We start from the raw sequence: 24,585 nt of genomic DNA on the forward strand, positions 1-24,585 counted from the left end.
TTCCGTTGTGTTTGGCGTGCGCCGGTGTTCGGGGCGCGCCCACGCCGACGCGGTGACCTTTTTCGCGAATGTCCCCCGCCCTTCGGGCTCCTCCTTTATTTCGCGAAAAAGGCCCCCGCATCGGCGTGATCGTTCAGAGCACTTGTTGATCGAGCGAAACAACGGCAGCACTCGTTGTGCGCAGGGCATCGGGTGCTCCCCGCAGCGAAATAAAGGAGGAGCCGAAGGCGGGGGACATTCGCGGAGGGGAGTACGCGGTGCCCTGTGCACGCACCCCGAACAGCAGCGCTCAAAACAAGAGCTAAAACAGCAAGCATGAAACGCGACCTCCCCACCCTCGCGCTCTACGCGCAAGTCAAGGATCACATCTCCCGCAAGATCCAGGACGGCACGTGGCCGCCCGGCCACCGCCTGCCCTCGGAGCACGAGCTGGTCGCGCAGTTCGGCATGGCGCGCATGACGGTGAACCGCGCGCTGCGCGAGCTGGTGGAGCAGGGACGCATCGTGCGCGTGGCCGGGGTCGGCAGCTTCGTGGCCGAGAACAAGCCGCAGTCCACGCTGCTGCAGATCGCCAACATCGCCAGCGAAATCCGCCAGCGCGGACACGACTACCGCTGCGACATGATCGCGGTCGAGCGCATCGCCGCCTCGCCCGACGTGGCCGCGTGGCTCGACATGCGCGCCGGCACCTCGGTGTTCCACAGCGTGTGCCTGCACCTCGAGAACGGCACGCCCGTGCAGCTCGAAGAGCGCTACGTCAATCCGCAGGTCGTTCCCGACTACCTCGAACAGGACTTCAGCGTCATGCCGCCCAGCGAGTACCTGGTGCGCAACGTGCCCTTCGACCAGATCGAACACGTGGTCGATGCCGTGCTGCCCAACCAGGAGCAGGCCGACAGGCTCGCCATGGAACCCACAGCCCCCTGCCTCCTGCTCACGCGCCGCACCTGGTCACGCAACACACCCGTGACCTGGGTGCGCTGCCTGCATCCCGCTTCGCGCTACAGCCTGGGCAGCCGTTTCAAGGCAGACGGCAACCCTAGCTTCGGTTGATTTTTTCGCCCTCAGAGGCCTCAGTTTTCACTCGCAACTACTTGTATAGACAGGTTCACATGACAAGCAAACACACCGCTACTCCAGATGCCACTCTGATCCTCACGCCCGGCAAGGTCGATCTGGCGATGCTGCGACGCATCCAGGCCGGCGGCGTGCAGCTGTCGCTCGACCCGTCGGTGCGCGACGGCATGCAGCGCGCCGAGGCCGCCGTGCGCCACATCGTCGAGAACGACCAGGTCGTCTACGGCATCAACACCGGCTTCGGCAAGCTCGCGAGCACGCGCATCGGCAACGACCACCTGGCGGAACTGCAGCGCAACCTCGTGCTGTCGCACAGCGTGGGCACGGGCGAGCCATTGGCCGCGCCGGTGGTGCGCATGGTGCTGGCGACCAAGGCCGTGAGCCTGGCGCGTGGCCATTCGGGCGTACGCCCGGCGCTGGCCGATGCGCTGCTGGCGCTGTTCAACGCGGGCGTCATGCCGCGCATTCCGGCCAAGGGATCGGTCGGCGCGTCAGGCGACCTCGCGCCGCTCGCGCACCTGGCCTGCGTGCTGATCGGCGAAGGCGAGGCCACGCTGGCCGACGGCACCGTGGTCAGCGGTGCGCAGGCGATGCAGAGCATCGGCCTCGCGCCCGTCGTGCTCGGCCCCAAGGAAGGCCTGGCGCTGCTCAACGGCACGCAGGTGTCGACCGCGCTCGCGCTGTTCGGCCTGTTCGGCGCGGAAGACGTGTTCGCTTCGTCGCTGATGTCGGGCGCGCTGTCGCTCGAAGCCATCCAGGGTTCGATCAAGCCCTTCGACGCACGCATTCACGCCGCGCGCGGCCAACTGGGCCAGATCGCCGTGGCGGGCGCGGTGCGCACGCTGCTCGAAGGCAGCGAAATCGTGCCTTCGCACGCCGACTGCGGCCGTGTGCAGGACCCGTACTCGGTGCGCTGCATCCCGCAGGTGATGGGCGCCTGCCTCGACAACCTCGCGCACGCCGCGCGCGTGCTGGTGATCGAAGCGAATGCCGCATCGGACAACCCGCTCGTGTTCTGCGACACCGGCGAAGTCATCTCGGGCGGCAACTTCCACGCCGAGCCCGTCGCCTTCGCGGCCGACATCATTGCGCTGGCCATCAGCGAAGTCGGCGCCATCGCCGAGCGCCGCATCGCACTGCTGCTCGACACCGGCCTGTCGGGCCTGCCGCCGTTCCTGGTGCGCGACGGTGGCCTCAATTCCGGTTTCATGATCGCGCAGGTCACGGCTGCAGCATTGGCCTCGGAGAACAAATCGCTCGCGCACCCCGCCAGCGTCGACAGCCTGCCGACCTCGGCCAACCAGGAAGACCACGTGTCGATGGCCACCTTCGCGGGCCGCCGCCTGGGCGACATGGTCAACAACACCGCGGTGGTCGTCGGCATCGAGGCCATGGCCGCCGCGCAAGGCATCGAGCTCAAGCGCAAGCTCAAGAGTTCGCCGCTGGTGGAGGCCGAATTCGCCGCCATCCGCCAGAAGGTCGCGTTCCTCGAAACCGACCGCTACCTCGCCCCCGACATCGAAGCCATGCGCCAGTGGGCGCTGAAGGCCGAACTGCCGGCCGCGCTGCTCGACATCCTGCCCAGTCACTCGTAAAACACCACCCGACAAGGAGAACCACGCCATGAACGCACCCGACAAGATCGACCTGAACAAGTCCGCCGGTACCGACCCGCGCCATGACCCGACCCGCGTGATCCGCGCCCCGCGCGGCAGCGAACTCAACTGCAAGAGCTGGCTCACCGAAGCCCCGTTCCGCATGCTGCAGAACAACCTCGACGCCGAGGTGGCCGAGCGTCCGCAAGACCTCGTGGTGTACGGCGGCATCGGCCGCGCCGCGCGCAACTGGGCCTGCTACGACCAGATCCTCGCGTCGCTGAAGGAGCTGAACGACGACGAGACGCTGCTCATCCAGTCGGGCAAGCCGGTCGGCGTGTTCAAGACGCACGAGAACGCACCCCGCGTGCTGCTCGCCAACTCCAACCTCGTGCCGAAGTGGGCCAACTGGGAGCACTTCAACGAGCTCGACCGCCAGGGCCTCTTCATGTACGGCCAGATGACCGCGGGCAGCTGGATCTACATCGGCAGCCAGGGCATCGTGCAGGGCACCTTCGAGACCTTCGTCGAAGCCGGCCGCCAGCACTACAACAACAGCCTCGCGGGCAAGTGGATCCTGACGGCCGGCCTCGGCGGCATGGGCGGCGCGCAGCCGCTGGCGGCCACGCTGGCGGGCGCGGTGTCGCTCAACATCGAGTGCCAGCAGTCGAGCATCGACTTCCGCCTGCGCACCCGCTACGTCGACAAGCAGGCGCGCGACATCGACCATGCGTTCGAGCTGATCAAGCAGCACTGCGATGCGAAGGAAGCGGTCTCGATCGCGCTGCTCGGCAACGCGGCCGACATCCTCCCCGAGCTGGTCAAGCGCGCGAAGGCCGGCGGCCTCAAGCCTGATCTGGTGACCGACCAGACTTCGGCGCACGACCTGATCAACGGCTACCTGCCCTCGGGCTGGAGCGTGCCGCAATGGCAGGCAGCGATGAAGGACGTTTCGCAGCATGACGCGCTCAAGAAGGCGGCCGCGAAATCGTGCGCCGTGCACGTGCAGGCCATGCTCGACTTCCAGGCCATGGGCATCCCCACGGTCGACTACGGCAACAACATCCGCCAGGTCGCGTTCGACGAAGGCGTGAAGAACGCCTTCGACTTCCCGGGTTTCGTGCCGGCCTACATCCGCCCGCTGTTCTGCGAAGGCAAGGGCCCGTTCCGCTGGGTCGCACTCTCGGGCGATCCGGAGGACATCTACAAGACCGACGCGAAGATCAAGGAGCTGTTCCCCGAGAACAAGCACACCCACCGCTGGCTCGACATGGCGTGCGAGCGCATCGCCTTCCAGGGCCTGCCGGCGCGCATCTGCTGGCTGGGCCTGGGCGAGCGCCACATCGCGGGCCTGGCCTTCAACGAGATGGTGAAGAACGGCGAACTCAAGGCGCCCATCGTCATCGGCCGCGACCACCTGGACACCGGCTCGGTCGCCAGCCCGAACCGCGAGACCGAAGCCATGAAGGACGGCACCGATGCGGTGAGCGACTGGCCGCTGCTCAACGCGCTGCTCAACACCGCGGGCGGCGCCACCTGGGTCAGCCTGCACCATGGCGGCGGCGTGGGCATGGGCTACTCGCAGCACTCGGGCGTGGTGATCGTGTGCGACGGCACCGACGCGGCCGCCAAGCGCATCGAGCGCGTGCTGTTCAACGACCCGGCCACCGGCGTGATGCGCCATGCCGACGCGGGCTACGACATCGCCATCGCTACGGCGAAGAAGCAGGGGCTGAAGCTGCCGATGGTGAAGTGATGGCGGGCGTCTTTCCCGACGCCCAGGAGCTGCAGCGCCGCGTGCAGGAGCGCGTGGACGACGCACTCGTCGCGCAGTTCCAGCGCGACGGTGCGGTGTGCATCCGCCAGTTGCTCACGGCCGACGAGCTGGCGCTGCTGCGCGATGGCATCGAGGCCAACCTCGCCGCGCCCAGTCCGCGCGCCAAGGTGGCGAGCCGGCCCGACGACCCGGGCCGCTTCTTCGAGGATTTCTGCAACTGGCAGGAGATCGACGAATTCCGCCGCTTCATCTTCGAGGCGCCGCTTGCGCAACTGGCGCAGCGACTCATGGGCTCGAACACCGTGCGCCTGTACCACGACCACCTGCTCGTGAAGGAGCCCGGCACGCGCCAGCGCACGCCGTGGCACCAGGACCAGCCCTACTACAACATCGAGGGTGAGCAGAACGTCAGCATGTGGATACCGGTCGATCCGGTGTCGCGCGCCGCCACGCTCGAGTTCGTGGCCGGCTCACACAAGGGGCCGTGGCTGATGCCGCGCACCTTCATGGACAACCACGCCAAGTGGTTCCCCGAAGGCAGCCTCGAGGACCTGCCCGACATCGAAGGCGCGCGCGAGCGCTTCCCCATCGTCGGCTGGAACATCGAGCCCGGCGACTTCGTCTGCTTCCACATGCTCACGCTGCATGCGGCCGCTGGCGTCGAGGGGCCCAACCGGCGCCGCGTGTTCTCGGTGCGTTTTTTGGGCGACGACATCCGCCACGCGCCGCGCAGCTGGAAGACCTCGCCCGATTTCCCCGGCCTCGCCGAGCGACTGCCGGCCGGTGCGCCGATGGACGATTCGCTCTTTCCGCTGCTGGTGGGCTGAGAAGGTAAGACGAAGGTAGAAAGAAAAAACGCGGCCATTCCCACTCCGTGGGAATCCACGCTTGGAAGTGAGAACGGCGAGCAAGATACTGCACGCCGCATCCACTTTCGACCTCCAGCGATTGCTTCCGATGACGCCCCCGATCGACGCCCCCGCCCACAACGACCGCGCCCTGTTCGTGCTGTCGGTGCTGGCGCAAAGCAAGGCGGCGATGACGGCGGCCGAGCTGGTGCAGGCCACCGGCCTGTCGCAGAGCACGCTGTACCGGCAGATCGCCACGCTGCGCCGCTGGGGCTTCGTGATGGAATCCGATGGCCGCTACTCCCCGGGCCCGGTGAGCGTGCAACTTGCCACCGGCTTCGACGGCAATTCCGACCTCGTGATGGCCGCGCGCGCCGACATGCGCGCGCTGGCCCAGCAGACGCACGAGAGCGTGGCGCTGGTCACGGCCGTGAACGAGCGTGTCGTGTGCCTGGAGATGATCGACAGCGAGCAGTCGCTGCGCTGCTCCTTCGACCGCGGCCGCAGCGTGCCCGCGCGCGACGGCGCCAGCGCCAAGTGCCTGCTGGCCCACATGCCGCTCGACCAGCGCGACGCCCTGCTCGACGGGCTCGGCGAGAGCCCCGAACGCCGCGCCGAACGCGCCGCCGAGCTCGACGCCATTCGCGAGGCCGGCCATGCCGTGACGCACGGCGAGGTCGATGCCGGCGTCTGGGGTGCGAGCGCGCCGGTGCTGGCCACCGGTCGGCACCTGCGCGGCGCGATCACGCTCATGGCGCCGCTCACGCGCGTCGAGGGCATGGAAGCTGCATTGCTCCACATGACCGTCGTCACGGCGGCCCGCATCTCTCGCGCCCTGCAGTAGTTGCTGCGTCTTTCTCCCTTTTCAAACCCACGGAAGCCTTTCACCATGAACACCCGTCGCACTCTTTTCACCATTGCTGCCGCCGCTCTCTTCGGTTTCGCCGGCGCTGCTCAGGCGCAGGGCGAGCCGCTGCGCGTGGCCACCGACGCCACCTTCCCGCCGATGGAGTTCGTGGAGAACGGCAAGCGCACCGGCTTCGACGTGGAGCTGGTCGAGGCGATCGGCCAGACACTGGGCCGCAAGATCGAGTGGATCGACATCGACTTCAAGGGCCTCGTGCCGGGCCTGATCTCGAAGCGCTTCGACATGGCCGTGTCGGGCATCTACATCACCGACGAGCGCAAGAAGGTTGTCGATTTCACCGCGCCGTACTACGCGGGCGGCCTCGTCGTGATGGTGAAGGACGGCAACACGGCCATCAAGACGCCGGCCGACATCAACGGCAAGAAGGTCAGCGTGCAGGTGGGCACCAAGTCGGTGGCCTTCACGAAGGAGAAATTCCCGCAGGTGCAGCTGATGGAAGTCGAGAAGAACCAGGAGATGTTCAACCTCGTCGACATCGGCCGCGCCGACGCAGCAGTCACCGGCAAGCCCGCCGCCTACCAATACGTGCGCACGCGCGGCGGCCTCAAGGTGCTGCCCGAGCAGATCACCACCGAGGAATACGGCATGGCCATCCGCAAGGACACGCCTGAGCTCACCAAGGCCGTGAACGGCGCGATCGAAAAGCTCAAGGCCGACGGCACTTACGCAAAGATCGTGAACAAGTGGTTCAACGCCAGCGCCAAGTAAGCGCGCCATGGATTTCGATTTCTCGCCCGTCTGGCAGGGCTGGCCCGACCTGCTGCGCGGCGCGCTCGTCACGGTGGAGATCACCGCCTGCGCGCTGGCGCTCGGTTGCGTGCTGGGCCTGCTGGTCGGCATCGGCCGGCTGAACCCGAAGCGGCGCTGGCTCTACGGCGCGTGCACCGCCTACGTTGCGGCCATTCGCGGCACGCCGCTGCTGGTGCAGCTGTTCATTTTGTTCTTCGGCCTGCCGCACTTCGGCATCCTGCTGCCCGCCTTTGTGTGCGGCGTGCTGGGGCTCGGTGTGTATTCGGGTGCGTACGTGTCGGAGATCGTGCGCGGCGCGATCCAGTCGATCGACAAGGGCCAGACCATGGCGGCGCAGTCGCTGGGCATGACGCCCGGCACGGCGATGCGCGAGATCGTGCTGCCGCAGGCGGTGGTGCGCATGATCCCGCCACTGGGCAACGAGTTCATCGCGCTCATCAAGAACTCGGCGCTGGTGTCGCTGCTGACGATTCACGACGTGATGCACGAGGGGCAGAAGATCATCAGCGTGTCGTACCGCTCGCTGGAGGTGTACCTGGCCATCGCCGTCGTGTACTTCATGCTCACGGGCACGATGACGCTGGTGCTGCGGCACTTCGAGCAGAAGCTGCGGCAAGGTGGATTGATGCGATGAGCGCGGGTTCCGTATTTGCATTTCTCCCTCCCCCTCTGGGGGAGGGCAGGGGTGGGGGCACGACGGCCTCGACCTTCGAACAGCGTGCGTTGGGCGCTGCCCCCATCCCAACCTTCCCCCAGCGGGGGAAGGAGCAAGAGGGGCGGGCATGAGCGGCGTACGGCATTTCTCCCGCAGCACACTCCCGGTCACCCCCTGGAAAAACGGCGGCGGCACCACGCAGGAGATCGCCAGCTGGCCGCAGGGCGCGGCGCTCGGCGGCTTCGGCTGGCGCGTGAGCATCGCGACCATCGCCGCGGCCGGACCGTTCTCGGTGTTCGAGGGCATCGACCGCAGCATCATGCTGCTGGAGGGCGACGGCGTTCGCCTGTTCACGCACGACGGGCGCATCAGCCACCGGCTCGACGCGCCGCATCGGCCCTTCGCCTTCAGCGGCGACGACGCGATCGACTGCACGCTGCTCGGCGGCGCATCGAACGACTTCAACGTGATGACGCGGCGCGGGCAGTGGCGTGCCGATGTGCAGGTGCTGGACCGCGCGTCGGCCGTCGATGCGGCGCCGCACGGCGTGCTGCTCGCCTTGCGCGGCGCCTGGCGCTTGAACGAAGAGGCCTGCCGCGAAGGCGAGGGCCTGTGCTGGACAGACGCAGCCCATGCATGGCGCGCGATACCCGAGAGCGAAGACGCGCGGCTGGTGGCGGTTCGAATCCTGCCGGCGTAACCCGCAGAAAGAAAGATGACGACGATGAAACCTGTCAGCGAATATCCCTCGGCCGACGGCCTCTGGACCGGCCTGCGCCTTGCGCCAGATGCCGCACCCGGCGTGGCACTGGAAGACGGCGTCGAGGCCGCCATCGTGGTCATTCAGGGCGCGATCCGCTGGGTCGGCGCACGCGACGCGCTGCCGGCCGAATTCGCGGCACTGCCCCTCCACGACGGGGGCGGAGCGCTCGTCACGCCCGGCCTTGTCGATTGCCACACGCACCTCGTCTACGGCGGCCAGCGCGCCAATGAGTTCGCGATGCGGCTCGCAGGCGCCACGTACGAAGAAGTGGCCAAGGCCGGCGGCGGCATCGTGTCGTCGGTGCGTGCCACGCGCGAGGCCGACGAAGACACGCTCTTCGCGCAGGCCGCGCCGCGGCTCGAACAGCTGCTGGCCGATGGCGTCTGCGCCATCGAGATCAAGTCGGGCTACGGCCTGTCGCTGGAACACGAGCGCAAGCAGTTGCGCGTGGCAAGGCGGCTGGGCGAAGCCTACGGCGTGACCGTGCGCACCACCTTTCTCGGTGCGCATGCCTTGCCGCCCGAATACGCGAATCGCAGCGGCGACTACATCGACCTCGTCTGCCGCGAGATGCTGCCCGCGCTCGCGGCCGAGGGGCTGGTCGATGCGGTCGACGTGTTCTGCGAGCGCATCGCCTTCTCGCTCGCGGAAACCGAGCAGGTCTTCCGGGCCGCGCAGGCATTGGGCCTGCCGGTGAAGTTACATGCCGAGCAGCTGTCGGACATGGGCGGCGCAGCAGTGGCCGCGCGCTACGGTGCGCTGTCGTGCGATCACATCGAACACCTGTCGGCCGAAGGCATCGAGGCGATGCGCCGGTCGGGCACTGTGGCCGTGCTGCTGCCCGGCGCCTATTACACGCTGCGCGACACGCATCTGCCGCCGATCGACGCGCTGCGCGCCGCCGGTGTGCCGATGGCTGTGTCCACCGACCACAACCCCGGCACCTCGCCTGCGCTGAGCCTGCTGCTGATGGTGAACATGGCATGCACGCTGTTCCGCCTCACCGTGCCCGAGGCGCTGGCCGGTGTCACCGTGCATGCGGCACGCGCGCTGGGGCTGCAGCAGACGCACGGCGCCATCGTGCCCGGCATGCCCGCCAACTTCGTGCTGTGGAACGTGCGCGAGGCGGCCGAGCTGGCGTACTGGTTCGGCCAGCAACCCGTGCGCACCGTGGTGCGACAAGGCCGCATCGCGGCAGGAGCCCAGGCATGACACATACGCTTTTCGCAGCCGACGCGCTGCTGCCCGAAGGCTGGGCGAAGAACGTCCTGCTGACGTGGAACGACGCAGGCCAGCTCACGCAGGTGCAGGCCGGCGCGCAACGCCCCGCCGACGCGCAAACTGTCAAAGGCCCGCTGATCCCCGGCATGCCCAACCTGCATTCGCACGCCTTCCAGCGTGCCTTCGCGGGCCTGACAGAGCACCGCGCCGAGCAGCACGACAGCTTCTGGAGCTGGCGCACGCTGATGTACCGCTTTGCCGCGCGCCTCGGCCCGCAGCACATGGAAGCCATCGCGACCTGGCTCTATGCCGAGATGCTCGAAGCTGGCTACACGAGCGTGTGCGAGTTCCAGTACGTGCACCACGACGCCGACGGCAAGCCCTATGCCGACGACGCGACCCTGAGCCTTGCGCTGCTGCGTGCTGCGCGCAAGGCCGGCATCGGCTTCACGCTGCTGCCGGTGCTCTACCAGACCGGCGGCTTCGGCGACGTGCCGCCCACGGAAGGGCAGCGCCGCTTCATCAGGTCGACCGACTCGATGCTGCGCCTGCTTGACGCATTGAAGCCGGTGTGCGATGAACAGGGGGCTCGGCTCGGCATGGCGCCGCACTCGCTGCGCGCCGTGCCGCCCGAGGCGCTGCGCGATGCGATCGCGGGGCTCGAAGCCATCGACCGCACCGCGCCCATCCACATCCACATCGCCGAGCAGACGAAGGAAGTGGACGACTGCGTGGAGTGGAGCGGGTTGCGACCGGTCGAGTGGCTGCTCGACCATGCGCCGGTCGATGCGCGCTGGTGCCTCGTTCATGCAACGCACATGAACGCCGCCGAATACGAGTACGCCGCCAAGAGCGGCGCGGGCGCGGGCCTCTGCCCGACGACCGAGGCCAATCTGGGCGACGGCATCTTCGACTTTCCCCAATGGCGCAGCCATGGCGGGGCGTGGGGTGTGGGCTCGGACAGCCACGCCAGCGTCAACGCGGCCGAAGAACTGCTGATGCTCGAATACGGCCAGCGCCTGTCGCGGCGGCAGCGCAACGTCGGCGCGAGCGCGGTGCAGCCGCATGTCGCGACCGCGTTCACGCTCGAGGCGGTGCAGGGCGGGGCGCAAGCCTCGGGCCGAGCCGTCGGCGGGCTGGCCGTGGGGCAGCAGGCCGACTTCGTCGTGCTCGATGCCGCGCACCTCGCGCTGCAGGGCCTGTCGGCGCCCGACATGCTCTCGGCCCACGTTTTCGCGAGCCACCGCACCTCCGCCATCGACAGCGTCTGGGCCGCGGGCCGCGCGCGTGTGGTGGCCGGACGCCACACGCTGCATGACGACGCCGCGGCCGCCTTCGTGGCTGCGCGCACCCAACTCCTCAAGGACTGAATTTCCATGGCCTTCACCACCACCGAACCCGCCTTCCGCTTCCGCCAGGGCACGCGCCCGCTGCTGATCTCGATGCCGCACGTCGGCACCCACGTGCCGCCCGCGCTGGCCGCCCGCTTCACCGACGAAGCGCGCCACGTGCCCGACACCGACTGGCACCTTGAACGGCTCTACGACTTCGCCGATGAGCTGGGCGCCTCGGTGCTCGCGGCCACGCACTCGCGCTACGTGGTCGACCTGAACCGCCCGCCGGACGGCGCCAGCCTGTACCCGGGCCAGAGCGTCACCGGCCTGTGCCCGGTCGACACCTTCGACGACACGCCGGTCTACGCCAACCCCGCCGACGTGCCGGACGACGACGAAGTCGCCGCGCGCCGCGATGCGATCTGGGTGCCGTACCACCGGCAGCTGCGGGCCGAGCTCGACCGCCTGAAGGCCGCGCACGGCACGGTCGCGCTGTGGGACGCGCACTCGATCCGCTCGGTGCTGCCGCGCTTCTTCGAGGGCAAGCTGCCCGACCTGAACCTCGGCACCGCCAACGGCGCGAGCTGCGACCCGGCGCTGGCCGAAACGTTGCTCGGCATCGCGAAATCGGCCACCGGCTACACCGGCGTGCTCAACGGCCGCTTCACGGGCGGCCACATCACGCGCCAGTACGGGAATCCGGCCGGCGGTGTGCACGCGGTGCAGCTGGAGATGACGCAATCGAGCTACATGCAGGAGCAGTTGCCGTTCGACTACCTGCCCGAGGTGGCGGCGGGCGTGCAACCGCACGTACGCCGCATGCTGGAAGCGGTGCTGGCCTTCGTCGAAGGCGGCGGCCGGTGAGCGCCGCCATCCACGCGTTCGCGCGCCCCGAGGTGCCGCCGCTGCCGCCCTACAACGCGGGGCTGTCCTCGGACGCAGTGCGCGCGCGCTACGGCGTCAGCGAGATCGCGCGGCTGGCGAGCAACGAGAACCCGTACGGCCCCAGCCCCGCGGTGGCGCGGGCGCTGGTCGACCTGGCGGCGCGCGCAGGCACCTACCCCGACGCCAACTGCACCGCGCTGCGCGCCGCGATCGCCGGGCGAACGGGTGCGCAGCCCGCGCAGGTGGTGATCGGCAACGGCTCCGAGGACATCCTCCAGATGCTGTGCCAGGCGCTGCTGTCGCCGGGCGACCGCGTGCTCACGCAGCGCCCTGTCTTCGGGCTGCATGAGATCTACCCGCGCATGATGGGCGCGCAGGTCGAGCTGCTGGCGCTCACGCCGGAGCTCGGCTTCGACCTCGATGCCTGGTGCGCGGCGCTCGCGCGCGGACCCAAGATGGTGATGCTGGCCAATCCCTCGAACCCGGTCGGCTGCATGTTCGATACCGGCGACTTCGCGCGCTTGCTCGCGGCGGTGCCGGCGGGCACGCTGCTGGTGGTGGACGAGGCGTACCACGAGTACGCGCGGCTGGCGCCCGGCTATCCCGACGTGCTTTCGATGCTGCGCGCGTGGGAGGGTGCCGACGCAGCCGCAGGCCGTCCGTGGATCGTGCTGCGCACCTTCTCCAAGGCCTGGGCGCTCGCGGGCCTGCGGGTCGGCTACGGCATCGCGTCCGACGAGGCGCTGGTGCAACTGCTCGACCGGGTGCGCACGCCCTTCAACGTGAACCTCGCGGCGCAGGCCGCGGCCCTCGCAGCCTGGGGCGACGAGGCCTTCATGGCAAAGGCGGTGGAGCGCACCGTGCGGCAGCGCGAGGTGCTGGCGGCGCAGCTCCGCGCGCTCGCGCAGTCGGTCCTTCCGGGCCTGCGCATCGCGCCCTCGGCGGCCAACTTCCTGTTCCTCGACCTCGCACGGCCGAACGGGCCGGTCAACGAGGCGCTGCTGGCGCGCGGGATCATCGTCAAGCCCTGGAAGGAGCCGGGCTTCGAGACCTTCATCCGGGTGTCTGTGGGCACCGACGAGGAGAACGCGCGCTTCGTGCAGGCGCTGACGGAGATTGCGGGCGGGTCGGACTAGGGCCCGAGCCCGCCAAGACCCGCCCGGGAGCCGGGCCAGGCCGGGGTTTTTACAATCGCGGGAATGACGAAGCCCCTCACCTACACCCGCGGCCAGGCACTGCCCGGCATCCTCGCCAAGCGCATCGCCATCCTCGACGGTGCCATGGGCACGATGATCCAGCGCTTCAAGCTCACCGAGGCGCAGTACCGCGGGGAGCGCTTCAAGGACTTCGAGCGCGACGTGAAGGGCAACAACGAACTGCTCTCGCTCACGCGCCCCGACGTGATCCGCGACATCCACGAGGGCTACCTCGCGGCCGGCGCCGACCTGATCGAGACCAACACCTTCGGTGCGACCACCATCGCGCAGGAGGACTACAAGATGGCCCACCTCGCGCGCGAGATGAACCTCGAATCCGCCAGGCTGGCGCGCGCGGCCTGCGACAAGTTCAGCACGCCGGACAAGCCGCGCTTCGTGGCCGGGGCCCTCGGCCCGACGCCCAAGACGGCGAGCATCAGCCCCGACGTGAACGACCCGGGCGCGCGCAACGTCGATTTCGAAGCACTGCGCGCGGCCTACTACGAGCAGACCGAAGCGCTGGTCGAGGGCGGCGCCGACGTGATCCTGGTCGAGACCATCTTCGACACGCTCAACGCCAAGGCCGCGCTGTTCGCGGTCGACGAGTATTTCGACAACAGCGGCCAGCGCCTGCCGCTGATCATCAGCGGCACGGTGACCGATGCCTCCGGCCGCATCCTCAGCGGGCAGACCGTCACCGCCTTCTGGCACAGCGTGCGCCACGCGCAGCCGCTGGCCATCGGCCTGAACTGCGCGCTGGGCGCGGCGCTGATGCGGCCGTACATTCAGGAACTGTCGAAGGTGGCGGGCGACACCTTCATCAGCTGCTATCCGAACGCGGGCCTGCCCAATCCGATGAGCGAAACCGGCTTCGACGAGACGCCCGACGTCACCTCGCGCCTGCTGCACGAGTTCGCGGCCGAAGGGCTGGTGAACATCGTGGGCGGCTGCTGCGGCACCACGCCGGACCACATCGCGGCCATCGGCAAGGCGGTTGCGCCGGTCGCGGGCCGCGCACTGGGCAGCCACAACGCGGGCTTCTACCGCGAGGCTGCCTGATCGCGCCTCCGGCCGATTGACAGGCGCTCCTGCCCCGGCCTAGGCTGGCTGGCACAGGAACAGGAGCCCGCCATGAACACACTCGCCCCACGCTGGATCGGCATCGGCGCGCTTGCCCTGATCCTGCCGCTTGCGGCCGCGGCGCAGCAGGCCTTCACGCGCGGCACGGTCAACCTGCGTGCCGGCCCCTCGGGCGACTATCCGCTGGTGGCGCGGCTCGGGCCCGGCCAGCCGCTCGACGTGATCGGCTGCACCAGCGGCTACGGCTGGTGCGACGTGGTGCTGCCCGACGGAGGGCGCGGCTGGGTGTGGGCGCGCAGCCTCGACTACGCCTACCAGGAGCAGCGCGTGCCGCTGGCGGCCTACGGCGCGGTGATCGGCGTGCCGATCATCAGCTTCGCGATCGGCAGCTACTGGGCCAGCTACTACCGCGACCGGCCGTGGTACGGCGAGCGGCGCTGGTGGGGCGGCCGCCCACCGCCGCCCGTGGCGGGCTGGCGTCCGCCGCCGCCAGTCAGGCCGGCGTGGCAGCCGCGTCCCTGGCAGCCTGGCCCCGGGTTCCGGCCATCGGGCCCTGGATTCCGTCCGCCGCCGGACCCCGGCATCAGGCCGCCGCGGCCGCAGCCGAGCTTCCGCCCGGCGCCGGTGCCTGGCATGCCGCATTCGCATCCCGGCGGCGGCGGCGGACGACCGCACGGGGGCGGCGGCGGTCACGGCGGGGGTGGCCATGGCGACGGGCACGAGCGTGGTCATGGCGGTGGCCATGGCGGCGGCCGCGGCCACGACCGCTGAAGAGACCGGCAGCTAGATTCCGCCGGTTTTGGGGCTGCACTGGCCGGGGGCTACCCGGTCTTTCCCTATCAGTGCCACGAAGCGCTGGGCTCCCAGCCCAAGTGGGCGCTCACGTGACCACACGACGTCCACCCACAGGTCCAGCCCGTTGCTGAGGTTCTCGAACGGAATCTCGACCAGCGCCCCGGCCGCCACGTGCGGCCGCGCGAAATTGCGCGGCAGCCAGCCCCAGCCCAGCCCGGCGGTGATCAGGCTCAGCGCGGCCAGCGCGTTGTCGGTGCGCCAGACGTGGCGCGCGAACACGAAGCGCGGATCGCTGTTGGCGAGGTCGCGGCCAGCCACGACGATCTGCCGGGTGTTCGTCAGATGCTCCTCACGCAGCCGGCCGCCCGGCGCCGCGAGCAGCACGGGGTGGTCGGGCGCCATCACGGCCACCATCAGGTCGCTGCCGACTTCCTGGAAGCCTTCGCGGCCGTCGAGGCTCGGGCGCTCGAACACCAGCGCCAGCTGCGCGCGACCGCTATGCAGCAGCGCCAATGCATCGGCTTGCGGGGCCGCCAGCACCTCCACCTGCAGCAGCGGGTGTTCGCGTGCCAGTTCGGCCAGCGGGCCGCTCCACGGCGCGGCCAGCAGTTCGGGCGCGATGGCCAGCGTGAGCCGGTCTTCCAGCCCCTGGGTCAGCGCCAGCGCCTGCACCTGGAGCTGCCCGAGTTGTGCCGCCAGCAGCCGCGCCTGAGGCTCCAGCGAACGTGCCGCGGCCGTGGGCTGGGGCTCGCGGCCGCTGCGGTCGAACAGCGGTAGGGCGAGTTCGGCCTCGAGGTTGGCGATGGCCATGCTGACCGCCGATGGCACCTTGCGCAGCGCCCGCGCCGCGGCAGAGAAGGAGCCGTGGTCGATCACGGCCAGGAAGACCTCGATGTTGTCGCTGGAGAAGGCCATGGCGCTCGATCTATCAATAAAACTGAAACAAGTTAACTTTTTATATCAGCGAGTGACACATAAAGTCCAGACATCGCAGCCAACAAACCAGGAGAGAAGCGTCATGCAGGGCATTCAGCGTCGCATCGTCTACATCACCCTTTACGAAGGCATCGCCATCGTCGCCGCCAGCGCCGGGCTGGCCTTGATGACGGACGCCGGCCTGGGCCATTCGGGCGTGCTGGCGGTGGCCGCCTCGGTCATCGCGGTGATCTGGAACCTGGTCTTCAACGCGCTCTTCGAACGCTGGGAATCGCGCCAGGCCGTGCGCGGGCGTAGCGTGCGCCGCCGCGTCGCCCACGCCATCGGCTTCGAGGGCGGGCTGATCGCCTTCCTGGTGCCGATGTTCGCCTGGGGCCTGGGCGTGTCGCTGTGGCAGGCGCTGGTGATGGACCTGGGGCTGGTGGTGTTCTTCCTGGTCTACACCTTCGTCTTCAACTGGGCCTTCGATCGCGTGTTCGGCCTGCCGACCTCGGCGATGGGTGAAGCGCAGCCTGCGTAAGCCTGCGCTTACTTATTCGCTGGTCTCTGTGTGCTGGCGGCGCGCATCGCCAGGGCGCCGCTCAGGCGAAGTCGCTCGGTGTCGTTGAACAGCGTCTCGCGCAACTGGGCTCGATCGGCTTCGGAGGCGCCGGCGTAGCGGTCGAGGCGGGCATTCCAGTCCCGGTTTTCCTGGTCGAGCGCCGCCAGGCTGCGCGCCACTTCAGGGCCATAGGCCTCGCTGCGCTCGGCAAAGCGCTCCTGGGGGCTCGCGCCGCGCGCCTCCAGCGCCTCGGTCTGGCGCATCACGTCGGCATGCGCCACTGCGTCGCGGCGCACCTCGCGCTGTTCCGGCGAGAGCCAGGCCTGCTCGCTGCGCGCGAGCGCGGCGGTGCGCTGCTCGGGTGTCAGCGCGGTGTTGGCAAGTGCTTCCAGCTTTTCCACCATGAAGCGGTCCTGCCGGATCTGGTCGCCGAACAGGCCTTCGATTTCCTCGGGCCTGAAATACCGGCGGCGCAGCGCCTCGCGCGCCTCCAGGCTGAGGCGCAGCTGAGTAGGGTCGCCGGGGGCGGGTGGCGGCATTGCGCGCAGGGCCTCTTCCAGGTCGACGTACCGCTCCAGCAGGCCAAGGGCGCGCACCCGCCAGTCTTCGCGCAGGTACCGGGCGAGCAGGGCGGGCGCACGGGCCATCAGCGTGGCCTTGCTGTCGGCCTGCGCTTCGAGGAGCACCTGGTCGAAGATGGAAATCAGGGAACTGTCGAGCAGGGCATCCGGCGCCGCCGAGGCTGCGAACGGCCCGGGCTCGGGGCCCGGGCCCGTGGCCGTCGCCATCGTGTCCGATCCGGCGGCCGGAAGGTCGGCCGCGCCGGGGCCGGCCGCGAAAAAGGCAACCGCTACCGCGAGCAGCGCCGCGCCGCCCGCGGCCCACAGCGTCCAGCGTGCGTGCACGGCCAAGGCCCTCAGAGCCCCGCGCTCTTCAGCCGCGCGGCCTGTTCCTTGAAGATCGCCGGCACCTTCTTCTCGTAGTACGGGAACTGGCTGCCGTAGGTGTTGCCGAGCACCTGGTTGACCTCGTCGAGGTGGTTCTGCCGGTAGTCGCCCAGGTGCGTGCCCAGGCGGGTGGTGCAGGTCGCGAGCAGCCCGTCGTTGGCCTCACCGGAGAAGGCGAGCGTGCCCAGCGCCGACAGCGGGGCATCGCTCGGGTCGAACAGGTTGAAGCCCGTGGACACGCCCGACCACGAGTAGTAGCGCACGCCGCCGACCACGGCCGCGCCGCTCTTCACGTCGCACGATGCGCCCGGCGCGGGCCGGCCCTGCGGGAACTTGGCGTCGAAGGCCGCACCGCCCGCGGTGGTCAGCGAGGCCAGGGCGTTCAGCGGCACCTCGGGCAGCTGGCCCGGGTCCTTGCCCGAGAGGACGCCGATCACGTTCGTCAGCAGGCCCACGGCCGTCACCACCGCGGTCTGGGCAATGCCGCCCTCGGGCAGTTTCGCCAGCAGGTCGGCCACCTTGGAGCCGCCGTTGGCGCCGCCCACCGAGGTGACCGAGGCGACCATGTCGGGAGCCACCGCCGCCACGTAGCGCACCGTGGGCGCGCCCTGCGAATGGCCGATCAGGTTGAACTTGAGCGCCGGGTCGTTTTCCATCGCGCGGATGGTCTTGAGCTCCTGCAGCAGCTGCTCGCCGCGGATTTCCGAGGTGTTGGTGCCCGACACCTGGGCCACGTAGACCCGGGCGCCCGCGCCGGCCAGCGTGTCGGGAATGCCGTAGAAGTAGTCGACGCCCAGCAGGTTGTCGAAGCCGAGCAGGCCGTGGACCAGCACGATGGGGTATTTCGTCTTCGCCTCGGCAGACTGCACGCGGGCCGTCACCAGGGTCGAGGCGCCGCTGTCGGCCGCGCGGGCCGCAGGCGCCATCCAGGCCGCTGCGGCCGCGAGTCCGCAGCACAGGGCCGCGTTCCACTTCTTGATCATCCGGCTTTCCCTTTCGTCGCTTTCGCGCTGGTTAAAAAAACGAACGTTCGTTCAGAAACGGTGGCCGCATTCTGTGGATGGAGGCGGGAATGGAAACTGGGGTTTTCCCCCGGCGGATTTCGAATCGACCTAAAATGCACCACTTCCCAAGGAGCGTTGCAGCGGTGGGCCTCGCAGGCCGGCCGTCAGGCTTGGGGCGACAACGACGCTCGCCTGTCCGACTCTTCCGCAGGTGAGGCCATGTCCCAGATTTCCGCTCCAGCTACCCTCGATTCCGCCCCCGTTGTCCCCCCGCCCATGAAGCTGTCCGGCCTCGAACCGGTCGCCATCGGCGAAGGCACGCTGTTCGTCAACATCGGCGAGCGCACCAACGTCACCGGCTCCAAGGCCTTCGCGCGGATGATCCTGAACGGCCAGTTCGAAGAAGCCCTGGCCGTGGCGCGCCAGCAGGTCGAGAACGGCGCGCAGGTGATCGACATCAACATGGACGAGGCCATGCTCGACAGCAAGGCGGCGATGGTGCGCTTCCTCAACCTCATCGCCAGCGAGCCCGACATCGCGCGCGTGCCGGTGATGGTCGACAGCTCGAAGTGGGAGGTCATCGAGGCCGGCCTGCGCTGCATCCAGGGCAAGGGCATCGTCAACTCCATCTCCATGAAGGAGGGGGTCGACAAGTTCAAGCACGAGGCCAAGCTCGTGAAGCGCTACGGCGCCGCCGCCGTGGTCATGGCCTTCGACGAGAAGGGCCAGGCCGACACCTACGAACGCAAGATCGAGATCTGCGAGCGCGCCTACCGCATCCTGGTGGACGAGGTGGGCTTCCCGCCCGAGGACATCATCTTCGACCCCAATATCTTCGCGATTGCCACCGGCATCGAGGAGCACGACAACTACGCGGTCGACTTCATCAACGCCGTGCGCTGGATCAAGCAGAACCTGCCCGGCGCCAAGGTCTCGGGCGGCGTGAGCAACGTGAGCTTCAGCTTCCGCGGCAACGACCCGGTGCGCGAGGCCATCCACACCGTGTTCCTGTACCACGCGATCCAGGCGGGCATGGACATGGGCATCGTCAACGCCGGCATGGTCGGCGTGTACGACGACCTCGAACCGGAGCTGCGCGAGCGCGTCGAGGACGTGGTGCTGAACCGCCGTTCCGACGCCGGCGAGCGCCTCGTCGAGGTGGCCGAGACCGCCAAGAGCGGTGCGAAAGACGACAGCAAAAAGCTCGAATGGCGCGGCACGCCGGAGAACCCGGTGCCGGTCAACCAGCGCCTGTCGCACGCGATGGTGCACGGCATCACAGACTTCATCGTCGAAGACACCGAGGAGGCCTATCAGGCCATTCTGGCCAAGGGCGGCCGCCCGCTGCACGTGATCGAAGGGCCGCTGATGGACGGCATGAACATCGTGGGCGACCTGTTCGGCCAGGGCAAGATGTTCCTGCCGCAGGTGGTGAAGTCCGCCCGCGTCATGAAGTCGGCCGTGGCCCACCTCATTCCCTACATCGAGGAAGAAAAGCGCCAGGACGAGGCCGCGGGCCGCGACGTGCGCACCAAGGGCAAGATCATCATCGCCACCGTGAAGGGCGACGTGCACGACATCGGCAAGAACATCGTGACCGTCGTGCTCCAGTGCAACAACTTCGAAGTGGTGAACATGGGCGTGATGGTCCCGTGCCACGAAATTCTTGCGAAGGCGAAGGTCGAGGGCGCGGACATCGTGGGCCTGTCGGGGCTGATCACGCCGAGCCTCGAAGAGATGCAGTACGTGGCCGGCGAGATGCAGAAGGACGACCACTTCCGCATCAGGAAGATCCCGCTGCTCATCGGCGGTGCCACCACCAGCCGCGTGCACACGGCCGTGAAGATCGCGCCGCACTACGAAGGCCCCGTGGTCTACGTGCCCGACGCCTCGCGCAGCGTGAGCGTGGCGCAGTCGCTCTTGAGCGACCAGGCCACCGCGTACATCGACGAGATCAACGCCGACTACGACAAGGTGCGCCAGCAGCACGCCAACAAGAAGCAGGTGCCGATGTGGCCGCTCGCGAAGGCGCGCGCCAACAAGACGCCCGTCGATTTCGCGAACTACCTGCCGCCGGTGCCCAAGTTCGTTGGCCGGCGCGTGTTCAAGAACTTCGACCTGACCGAGCTCGCCAAGTACATCGACTGGGGCCCGTTCTTCCAGACCTGGGACCTGGCCGGCCCGTTCCCGGCCATCCTGAAGGACGAGATCGTCGGCACCGAGGCCGTGCGCGTGTACGCCGACGGCCAGCGCATGCTCAAGCGCCTGATCGAAGGCCGCTGGCTCAGCGCCAGCGGCGTGGTCGGCTTCTGGCCCGCCAACACGGTGAACGACGACGACATCGAGCTCTACACCGACGAGACGCGCAGCGAAGTCGCGCTCACCTGGTACGGCATGCGCCAGCAGACCGAGAAGCAGGTGATCGACGGCGTGATGCGCCCGAGCCGCTGCCTCGCCGACTTCGTGGCGCCGAAGGACAGCGGCGTGAAGGACTATGTCGGCATGTTCGCCGTCACCGCCGGCCTGGGTGTCGAGAAAAAAGAGAAGTACTTCGTCGACGACCTCGACGACTACTCCGCCATCATGCTCAAGGCTTTGGCCGACCGATTGGCCGAGGCCTTCGCCGAATCGCTGCACCACCGCGTGCGCACCGACCTCTGGGGCTACGCCAGCGACGAGAGCCTGAGCAACGACGACATGATCGCGGAGAAATACCGCGGCATCCGCCCCGCGCCCGGCTACCCGGCCTGCCCGGACCACAGCGTAAAGGGCCCGATGTTCGACCTTCTGGGTTGCGCGGACATTGGCATGACCCTGACGGAAAGCCTCGCTATGATGCCCGCCGCCAGTGTCAGTGGTTTCTACCTGAGTCACCCCGATTCGACGTACTTCAACGTCGGCAAGATCGGTCACGACCAGTTGCAGGACCAGGCCGCGCGGCGCAAGGAGAGCGAGTCCTATCTCGAGCGTCTGCTGGCGCCCAATCTTTGAACCTGCCGGCCGGCGCGGCCGCCCGGCACCGGGAGTTGTTATTCAGAAGCTGATGTTTGCAGCCGCGCATTACGCGGCCTTGTCGATCTTCGTGATCGGCTGCTGGGGCTTCGGCCGCGCGCTGCTGTGCCGCCTGGCCCCGCCGCCGCGCCGAGATGCGGTTCTCGAAGCGGCCATGGCCGTCGCGCTCGGGGTCGGCCTGTACATCTGCGCCTTCCAGGCGCTGGCCATCTTCGGTGCTTTCAAGGCCGGCGCGACCGTGGCGCTCGTTGTGGCAGGCGTGGTGGCCGCTGCGCTCCAGCTTCCGTCGTGGCTGCGCGAGCGGCGCGCCTTGCGCGCGAACGAACCCGCCGCGCCGTGGACCTACGTCGAGCGCATCGCGCTGATTGCGCTGGCCCTGGTCGCGCTGCCCGCGCTGGTGGCGCCGCTCGCGCCGCCGATCGCCTTCGACGAACTGATGTACCACCTGCCGTACGCGCGCCAGGTCGCACAGCAGGGCTCGCTGGGCATCCACGACTGGCTGCGCTACCCCTGGTTCCCGTACAACTACAACCTGCTCTACGCCGCCGCGCTGCAGCTCGGCGACGACGTGCTGCCGCATTTCCTCAATGCGCTGGCGGGTGCGCTGTCGGTGGTGATGGTCTATCGCCTGGGCATCCTGCACGCCAACCGGCTCACCGCCTGCATCGGCGCGGCCATCTGGCTGGGGCTCGGCGATTACTCCAACGCGCTGATCGACATGGGCGTGGCGCTGTTCGTGCTGTCGGCCTGCGTGGCGCTGTGGTGGTGGCGCGAATCGGAGCCCGTGCACGGCGGCATGCGCTGGCTCGGCGTGGCCGCGTTCTGCCTCGGCGTGGCCGCGGGCTCGAAGTACCAGGCGCTGATCTTCCTGCCGCTGGTGGCGGTGTTCGTCATCCGGCACGAGCGCCGACCCCGGGCCTGGGCGCTGGTGTTCGCCTGCTTCCTGGTCCCGTGCGTGTACTGGTATGCGCGCAACGCCATCATGACGGGCGACCCGTTCAACCCCATCGGCGCGCGCGTGTTCGGCTTCACCGAGTGGACGCCGGCCGACTACGTACAGCAGGTGGCCGACGTGCGCGTGCATGCCGAGCTGCCCAACGCGCTGATCTGGTCCGTGTTCTTTGCTCCGTTCAGCGTGTGGTGGAAGCGTTCCGCGGCGGTGCGCGCAGCCGGCTGGTTCTGCCTGTATTCGGTGGCCGTCTGGGTCGTGACCTCGCGCTATCCGCGCTACCTGACGGCCTCGTTCCCGCTGCTGGCCGCGGTCGCGGCGATCGGCTGGCAGGTGCTGTTCGGCTGGATCGTCTCGGGCGTTCGCCGCATGTTCGGCGCCAGGAACACGGCGCAGGACGCACCGCCCGCTCCCGTCACGCGGCGCACGCCGGCTCGCATGGGCGACTGGGTGGCCGTGCTGCTGCTGGCCGTGCTGGCCGCCGTCTCGGTGCGCCAGACCGCCGCCAAGGTCGCGATGGTTTCGATCACGCCCGAGGCCCGCGAGGCCGTGCTGCGCCGGCACGTGCCGGGCTATGCCGTGATGGACTACCTGCGCCGCAACACCACAGGCCGCGTCTACCAGATCGCGCTGAACGAGGCGATCTACTACGGCCCCAACCCCATCTGGGGCGACACGCTCGGGCCGTGGCGCTACACCGACTTCGGGCGCCTGTCGGGCGGCGATCTCGCGCGCAAGCTCGGCGACATGGGCTTCACCGCCGTGGTCCTGCCGGACTCCGTGGTGCCCGTGTTCAGCGCGCGCATCGATTTCGACAAGTACTTCGCCGTGGAGTACGAGAAAGACGGCAGCCGGGTCTACCGTATCCTTCCCGCCGCACCATGAGCTACACCGTTTCCCCCGCCATTCCAGGCAACGCCGGCCTGCGCATTGCCGCGGTCATCCCCTGCTACAACGAGGCGCTGGCCATCGCCCAGGTAGTCGAGGGCTTTCGCGCCGCGCTGCCCGAGGCCGAGATCCACGTCTTCGACAACAACTCCAGCGACGACACGGCCGCCGTGGCGCGCGCGGCCGGCGCCATCGTCACGCACGTGGCCCTGCGCGGCAAGGGCAACGTGGTGCGGCGCATGTTCGCCGACGTCGAGGCCGACGTGTACGTGATGGTCGACGGCGACGCCACCTACGACGCCGGCGCCGCGCGCCGGCTCATCGACCGGCTGGTGAACGACAACCTCGACATGGTGGTCGGCAGCCGCGTGGACGACGGCCAGGACGCGCACACCTACCGCACCGGCCACCGCCTCGGCAACCGCATGCTCACGGGCGCCGTGGCGCAGCTGTTCGGAGGTGGCCTCAGCGACATGCTCTCGGGCTACCGCGTGTTCTCGCGGCGCTATGCCAAGTCGTTCCCGGCGCTGTCGCGGGGCTTCGAGACCGAGACCGAGCTCACCGTGCACGCGCTCGAACTGCGCATGCCCTATGCGGAGGAAGGCACCGCCTACAGCACGCGCCCCGAAGGCTCGGTCAGCAAGCTCTCGACCTACCGCGACGGCTGGCGCATCCTGAAGACCATCTGCAAGCTGTTCGTGAGCGAGCGGCCGCTGCAGTTCTTCTCGATCATCGGGGGACTGCTCGTGCTGATGTCGATCGCGCTGGTCCTGCCGCTCGTCATGACCTACATGCACACCGGCCTGGTGCCCCGGCTCCCCACGGCGGTGCTGGCCACGGGCGCGATGCTGGCGGCCATGCTGTCCTTCGTGTGCGGCGTCGTCATGCAGGCCATCACGCTGGGGCGGCGGGAGGCCAAGCGGCTGCGCTATCTCGCGATTCCGGGCGTGCGCGAGCAGGCGACCCGCGCTTCACGCGCCTCGCGATGAAGATCGGACGCGAGTTCCTCTCGTTCGCCGCCGTCGGCGTGATCGGGCTCGTGGTCGACGTGGTCGTGCTGTACCTGCTGGCGCCGCTGCTGGGCTGGTATGCGGCGCGCGTGGTGTCGTTCCTCGCGGCGGCGACCACCACCTGGGCCTTCAACCGCCGCTACACCTTCGCGGCCAGCGCAGCGGCTGGCCGTTCCCTCTGGCGCGAATACCTGGGCTACCTGGCGACCATGGCCGCCGGCGCGGTGCTGAACTATGGCGCCTACGTGCTGACGCTGCACTGGGTCGAAGGGCGCTGGGCCGCGGCCCTGGGCGTGGCGCTGGGCAGCCTCGCCGGCATGAGCGCCAACTTTCTGTCGGCGCGCTACCTGGTCTTTCGCTCGCACCGCGGCGGCTGAAGCCGCTGGCACGGCGC

22 protein-coding genes and 1 riboswitch are annotated in these 24,585 nt (G+C 68.8%); of the genes, 19 read left to right on the forward strand and 3 right to left on the reverse strand.

Annotated elements, in window-relative coordinates; genetic code table 11:
* The first annotated feature begins 315 nt into the window (after nucleotides 1–315).
* The 14 genes from hutC (at nucleotide 316) to ACEOAB_RS00160 (ending at nucleotide 14,880) form a co-directional block, all read left to right on the forward strand.
* On the forward strand, nucleotides 316–1,053 hold the full coding sequence (hutC, locus tag ACEOAB_RS00095) for a histidine utilization transcriptional repressor HutC (RefSeq protein WP_413336110.1): 738 nt from the start codon (nucleotides 316–318) through the stop codon (nucleotides 1,051–1,053).
* 59 nt (nucleotides 1,054–1,112) lie between these two features.
* Nucleotides 1,113–2,672, forward strand: a complete 1,560-nt coding sequence (gene hutH / locus ACEOAB_RS00100) for a histidine ammonia-lyase (protein WP_495653340.1) — start codon at nucleotides 1,113–1,115, stop codon at nucleotides 2,670–2,672.
* Between the two features lie 28 nt (nucleotides 2,673–2,700).
* Nucleotides 2,701–4,428, forward strand: a complete 1,728-nt coding sequence (hutU, locus tag ACEOAB_RS00105; protein ID WP_413750096.1) for a urocanate hydratase — start codon at nucleotides 2,701–2,703, stop codon at nucleotides 4,426–4,428.
* Nucleotides 4,428–5,276, forward strand: coding sequence for a phytanoyl-CoA dioxygenase family protein (locus tag ACEOAB_RS00110; protein WP_495653341.1), 849 nt, complete (start codon nucleotides 4,428–4,430; stop codon nucleotides 5,274–5,276). Before hutU ends, ACEOAB_RS00110 begins: the two co-directional genes overlap by 1 nt.
* Before the next feature lie 130 nt (nucleotides 5,277–5,406).
* The gene (locus ACEOAB_RS00115; protein ID WP_056588361.1) at nucleotides 5,407–6,141 is read left to right on the forward strand and encodes an IclR family transcriptional regulator; all 735 of its coding nucleotides are present in this window, start codon (nucleotides 5,407–5,409) and stop codon (nucleotides 6,139–6,141) included.
* Nucleotides 6,142–6,186: 45 nt separating this feature from the next.
* On the forward strand, nucleotides 6,187–6,933 hold the full coding sequence (locus ACEOAB_RS00120; protein ID WP_056588358.1) for a transporter substrate-binding domain-containing protein: 747 nt from the start codon (nucleotides 6,187–6,189) through the stop codon (nucleotides 6,931–6,933).
* Nucleotides 6,934–6,940: 7 nt separating this feature from the next.
* Entirely contained in the window at nucleotides 6,941–7,609 is a 669-nt protein-coding gene (locus ACEOAB_RS00125; RefSeq protein ID WP_413751011.1) for an amino acid ABC transporter permease, read from the forward strand.
* A gap of 148 nt (nucleotides 7,610–7,757) precedes the next feature.
* Entirely contained in the window at nucleotides 7,758–8,330 is a 573-nt protein-coding gene (locus ACEOAB_RS00130) for a HutD/Ves family protein (protein WP_413751010.1), read from the forward strand.
* A gap of 24 nt (nucleotides 8,331–8,354) precedes the next feature.
* Nucleotides 8,355–9,605 carry an imidazolonepropionase gene (hutI, locus tag ACEOAB_RS00135; protein WP_495653342.1) on the forward strand — a complete coding sequence of 417 codons (1,251 nt, stop codon included), beginning with the start codon at nucleotides 8,355–8,357 and terminating at the stop codon, nucleotides 9,603–9,605.
* The gene (locus ACEOAB_RS00140; protein ID WP_495653343.1) at nucleotides 9,602–10,984 is read left to right on the forward strand and encodes a formimidoylglutamate deiminase; all 1,383 of its coding nucleotides are present in this window, start codon (nucleotides 9,602–9,604) and stop codon (nucleotides 10,982–10,984) included. The genes hutI and ACEOAB_RS00140 overlap by 4 nt, the downstream gene beginning before the upstream one ends.
* 6 nt (nucleotides 10,985–10,990) lie before the next feature.
* Complete coding sequence (gene hutG, locus ACEOAB_RS00145) at nucleotides 10,991–11,812, forward strand: N-formylglutamate deformylase (protein ID WP_056588346.1); 822 nt, start codon at nucleotides 10,991–10,993, stop codon at nucleotides 11,810–11,812.
* Nucleotides 11,809–12,969 carry a histidinol-phosphate transaminase gene (locus ACEOAB_RS00150; RefSeq protein WP_495653344.1) on the forward strand — a complete coding sequence of 387 codons (1,161 nt, stop codon included), beginning with the start codon at nucleotides 11,809–11,811 and terminating at the stop codon, nucleotides 12,967–12,969. Before hutG ends, ACEOAB_RS00150 begins: the two co-directional genes overlap by 4 nt.
* Nucleotides 12,970–13,032: 63 nt before the next feature.
* Nucleotides 13,033–14,088 (forward strand): homocysteine S-methyltransferase family protein, encoded by a 1,056-nt coding sequence (locus ACEOAB_RS00155; protein WP_413751384.1) that lies wholly within the window; start codon nucleotides 13,033–13,035, stop codon nucleotides 14,086–14,088.
* Between the two features lie 72 nt (nucleotides 14,089–14,160).
* Nucleotides 14,161–14,880, forward strand: a complete 720-nt coding sequence (locus ACEOAB_RS00160; protein ID WP_495653345.1) for an SH3 domain-containing protein — start codon at nucleotides 14,161–14,163, stop codon at nucleotides 14,878–14,880.
* Between the two features lie 12 nt (nucleotides 14,881–14,892).
* On the opposite strand, the gene ACEOAB_RS00165 is transcribed toward ACEOAB_RS00160, so the two are convergent.
* A complete protein-coding gene (locus ACEOAB_RS00165; protein ID WP_413751294.1) occupies nucleotides 14,893–15,819 on the reverse strand; it encodes a LysR family transcriptional regulator in 927 nt (308 codons plus the stop codon).
* A gap of 103 nt (nucleotides 15,820–15,922) precedes the next feature.
* On the opposite strand from ACEOAB_RS00165, the gene ACEOAB_RS00170 reads away from it, so the two are divergent.
* Nucleotides 15,923–16,360 carry a PACE efflux transporter gene (locus tag ACEOAB_RS00170; protein WP_056588332.1) on the forward strand — a complete coding sequence of 146 codons (438 nt, stop codon included), beginning with the start codon at nucleotides 15,923–15,925 and terminating at the stop codon, nucleotides 16,358–16,360.
* An 8-nt stretch (nucleotides 16,361–16,368) separates the two neighbouring features.
* Here the strand turns inward: ACEOAB_RS00170 and ACEOAB_RS00175 are convergent, their stop codons facing one another.
* Together ACEOAB_RS00175 and ACEOAB_RS00180 are read right to left on the reverse strand one after the other, a co-directional pair.
* Entirely contained in the window at nucleotides 16,369–17,286 is a 918-nt protein-coding gene (locus ACEOAB_RS00175; protein ID WP_495653346.1) for a lipase secretion chaperone, read from the reverse strand.
* A gap of 11 nt (nucleotides 17,287–17,297) precedes the next feature.
* Complete coding sequence (locus ACEOAB_RS00180) at nucleotides 17,298–18,311, reverse strand: esterase/lipase family protein (protein WP_413749994.1); 1,014 nt, start codon at nucleotides 18,309–18,311, stop codon at nucleotides 17,298–17,300.
* A 142-nt stretch (nucleotides 18,312–18,453) separates the two neighbouring features.
* Nucleotides 18,454–18,529, forward strand: a riboswitch (S-adenosyl-L-homocysteine riboswitch).
* A gap of 79 nt (nucleotides 18,530–18,608) precedes the next feature.
* Here ACEOAB_RS00180 and metH point away from each other — a divergent pair.
* The 4 genes from metH to ACEOAB_RS00200 are packed head-to-tail and all read left to right on the forward strand — an operon-like array spanning nucleotide 18,609 to nucleotide 24,568.
* Nucleotides 18,609–21,323 carry a methionine synthase gene (metH, locus tag ACEOAB_RS00185; protein ID WP_235507847.1) on the forward strand — a complete coding sequence of 905 codons (2,715 nt, stop codon included), beginning with the start codon at nucleotides 18,609–18,611 and terminating at the stop codon, nucleotides 21,321–21,323.
* A gap of 52 nt (nucleotides 21,324–21,375) precedes the next feature.
* Complete coding sequence (locus tag ACEOAB_RS00190) at nucleotides 21,376–23,178, forward strand: ArnT family glycosyltransferase (protein ID WP_495653347.1); 1,803 nt, start codon at nucleotides 21,376–21,378, stop codon at nucleotides 23,176–23,178.
* Entirely contained in the window at nucleotides 23,175–24,170 is a 996-nt protein-coding gene (locus tag ACEOAB_RS00195) for a glycosyltransferase family 2 protein (protein ID WP_413749992.1), read from the forward strand. Before ACEOAB_RS00190 ends, ACEOAB_RS00195 begins: the two co-directional genes overlap by 4 nt.
* The gene (locus tag ACEOAB_RS00200) at nucleotides 24,167–24,568 is read left to right on the forward strand and encodes a GtrA family protein (RefSeq protein WP_056515750.1); all 402 of its coding nucleotides are present in this window, start codon (nucleotides 24,167–24,169) and stop codon (nucleotides 24,566–24,568) included. The genes ACEOAB_RS00195 and ACEOAB_RS00200 overlap by 4 nt, the downstream gene beginning before the upstream one ends.
* Nucleotides 24,569–24,585: the final 17 nt, after the last annotated feature.

The organism is Variovorax sp. Varisp53 (assembly GCF_059491555.1).

Bases quoted from the DNA above. Each gene is read 5' to 3' on its own strand.
- ACEOAB_RS00140 (WP_495653343.1), top strand. From the start codon at position 9,602: ATGACACATACGCTTTTCGCAGCCGACGCGCTGCTGCCCGAAGGCTGG.
- hutC (WP_413336110.1), top strand. From the start codon at position 316: ATGAAACGCGACCTCCCCACCCTCGCGCTCTACGCGCAAGTCAAGGAT.
- ACEOAB_RS00190 (WP_495653347.1), top strand. From the start codon at position 21,376: ATGTTTGCAGCCGCGCATTACGCGGCCTTGTCGATCTTCGTGATCGGC.
- ACEOAB_RS00130 (WP_413751010.1), top strand. From the start codon at position 7,758: ATGAGCGGCGTACGGCATTTCTCCCGCAGCACACTCCCGGTCACCCCC.
- ACEOAB_RS00115 (WP_056588361.1), top strand. From the start codon at position 5,407: ATGACGCCCCCGATCGACGCCCCCGCCCACAACGACCGCGCCCTGTTC.
- hutU (WP_413750096.1), top strand. From the start codon at position 2,701: ATGAACGCACCCGACAAGATCGACCTGAACAAGTCCGCCGGTACCGAC.
- ACEOAB_RS00125 (WP_413751011.1), top strand. From the start codon at position 6,941: ATGGATTTCGATTTCTCGCCCGTCTGGCAGGGCTGGCCCGACCTGCTG.
- metH (WP_235507847.1), top strand. From the start codon at position 18,609: ATGAAGCTGTCCGGCCTCGAACCGGTCGCCATCGGCGAAGGCACGCTG.
- ACEOAB_RS00180 (WP_413749994.1), bottom strand. From the start codon at position 18,311: ATGATCAAGAAGTGGAACGCGGCCCTGTGCTGCGGACTCGCGGCCGCA.
- ACEOAB_RS00195 (WP_413749992.1), top strand. From the start codon at position 23,175: ATGAGCTACACCGTTTCCCCCGCCATTCCAGGCAACGCCGGCCTGCGC.
- ACEOAB_RS00165 (WP_413751294.1), bottom strand. From the start codon at position 15,819: ATGGCCTTCTCCAGCGACAACATCGAGGTCTTCCTGGCCGTGATCGAC.
- hutI (WP_495653342.1), top strand. From the start codon at position 8,355: ATGAAACCTGTCAGCGAATATCCCTCGGCCGACGGCCTCTGGACCGGC.
- hutH (WP_495653340.1), top strand. From the start codon at position 1,113: ATGACAAGCAAACACACCGCTACTCCAGATGCCACTCTGATCCTCACG.
- ACEOAB_RS00160 (WP_495653345.1), top strand. From the start codon at position 14,161: ATGAACACACTCGCCCCACGCTGGATCGGCATCGGCGCGCTTGCCCTG.
- ACEOAB_RS00170 (WP_056588332.1), top strand. From the start codon at position 15,923: ATGCAGGGCATTCAGCGTCGCATCGTCTACATCACCCTTTACGAAGGC.
- hutG (WP_056588346.1), top strand. From the start codon at position 10,991: ATGGCCTTCACCACCACCGAACCCGCCTTCCGCTTCCGCCAGGGCACG.
- ACEOAB_RS00200 (WP_056515750.1), top strand. From the start codon at position 24,167: ATGAAGATCGGACGCGAGTTCCTCTCGTTCGCCGCCGTCGGCGTGATC.
- ACEOAB_RS00110 (WP_495653341.1), top strand. From the start codon at position 4,428: ATGGCGGGCGTCTTTCCCGACGCCCAGGAGCTGCAGCGCCGCGTGCAG.
- ACEOAB_RS00155 (WP_413751384.1), top strand. From the start codon at position 13,033: ATGACGAAGCCCCTCACCTACACCCGCGGCCAGGCACTGCCCGGCATC.
- ACEOAB_RS00120 (WP_056588358.1), top strand. From the start codon at position 6,187: ATGAACACCCGTCGCACTCTTTTCACCATTGCTGCCGCCGCTCTCTTC.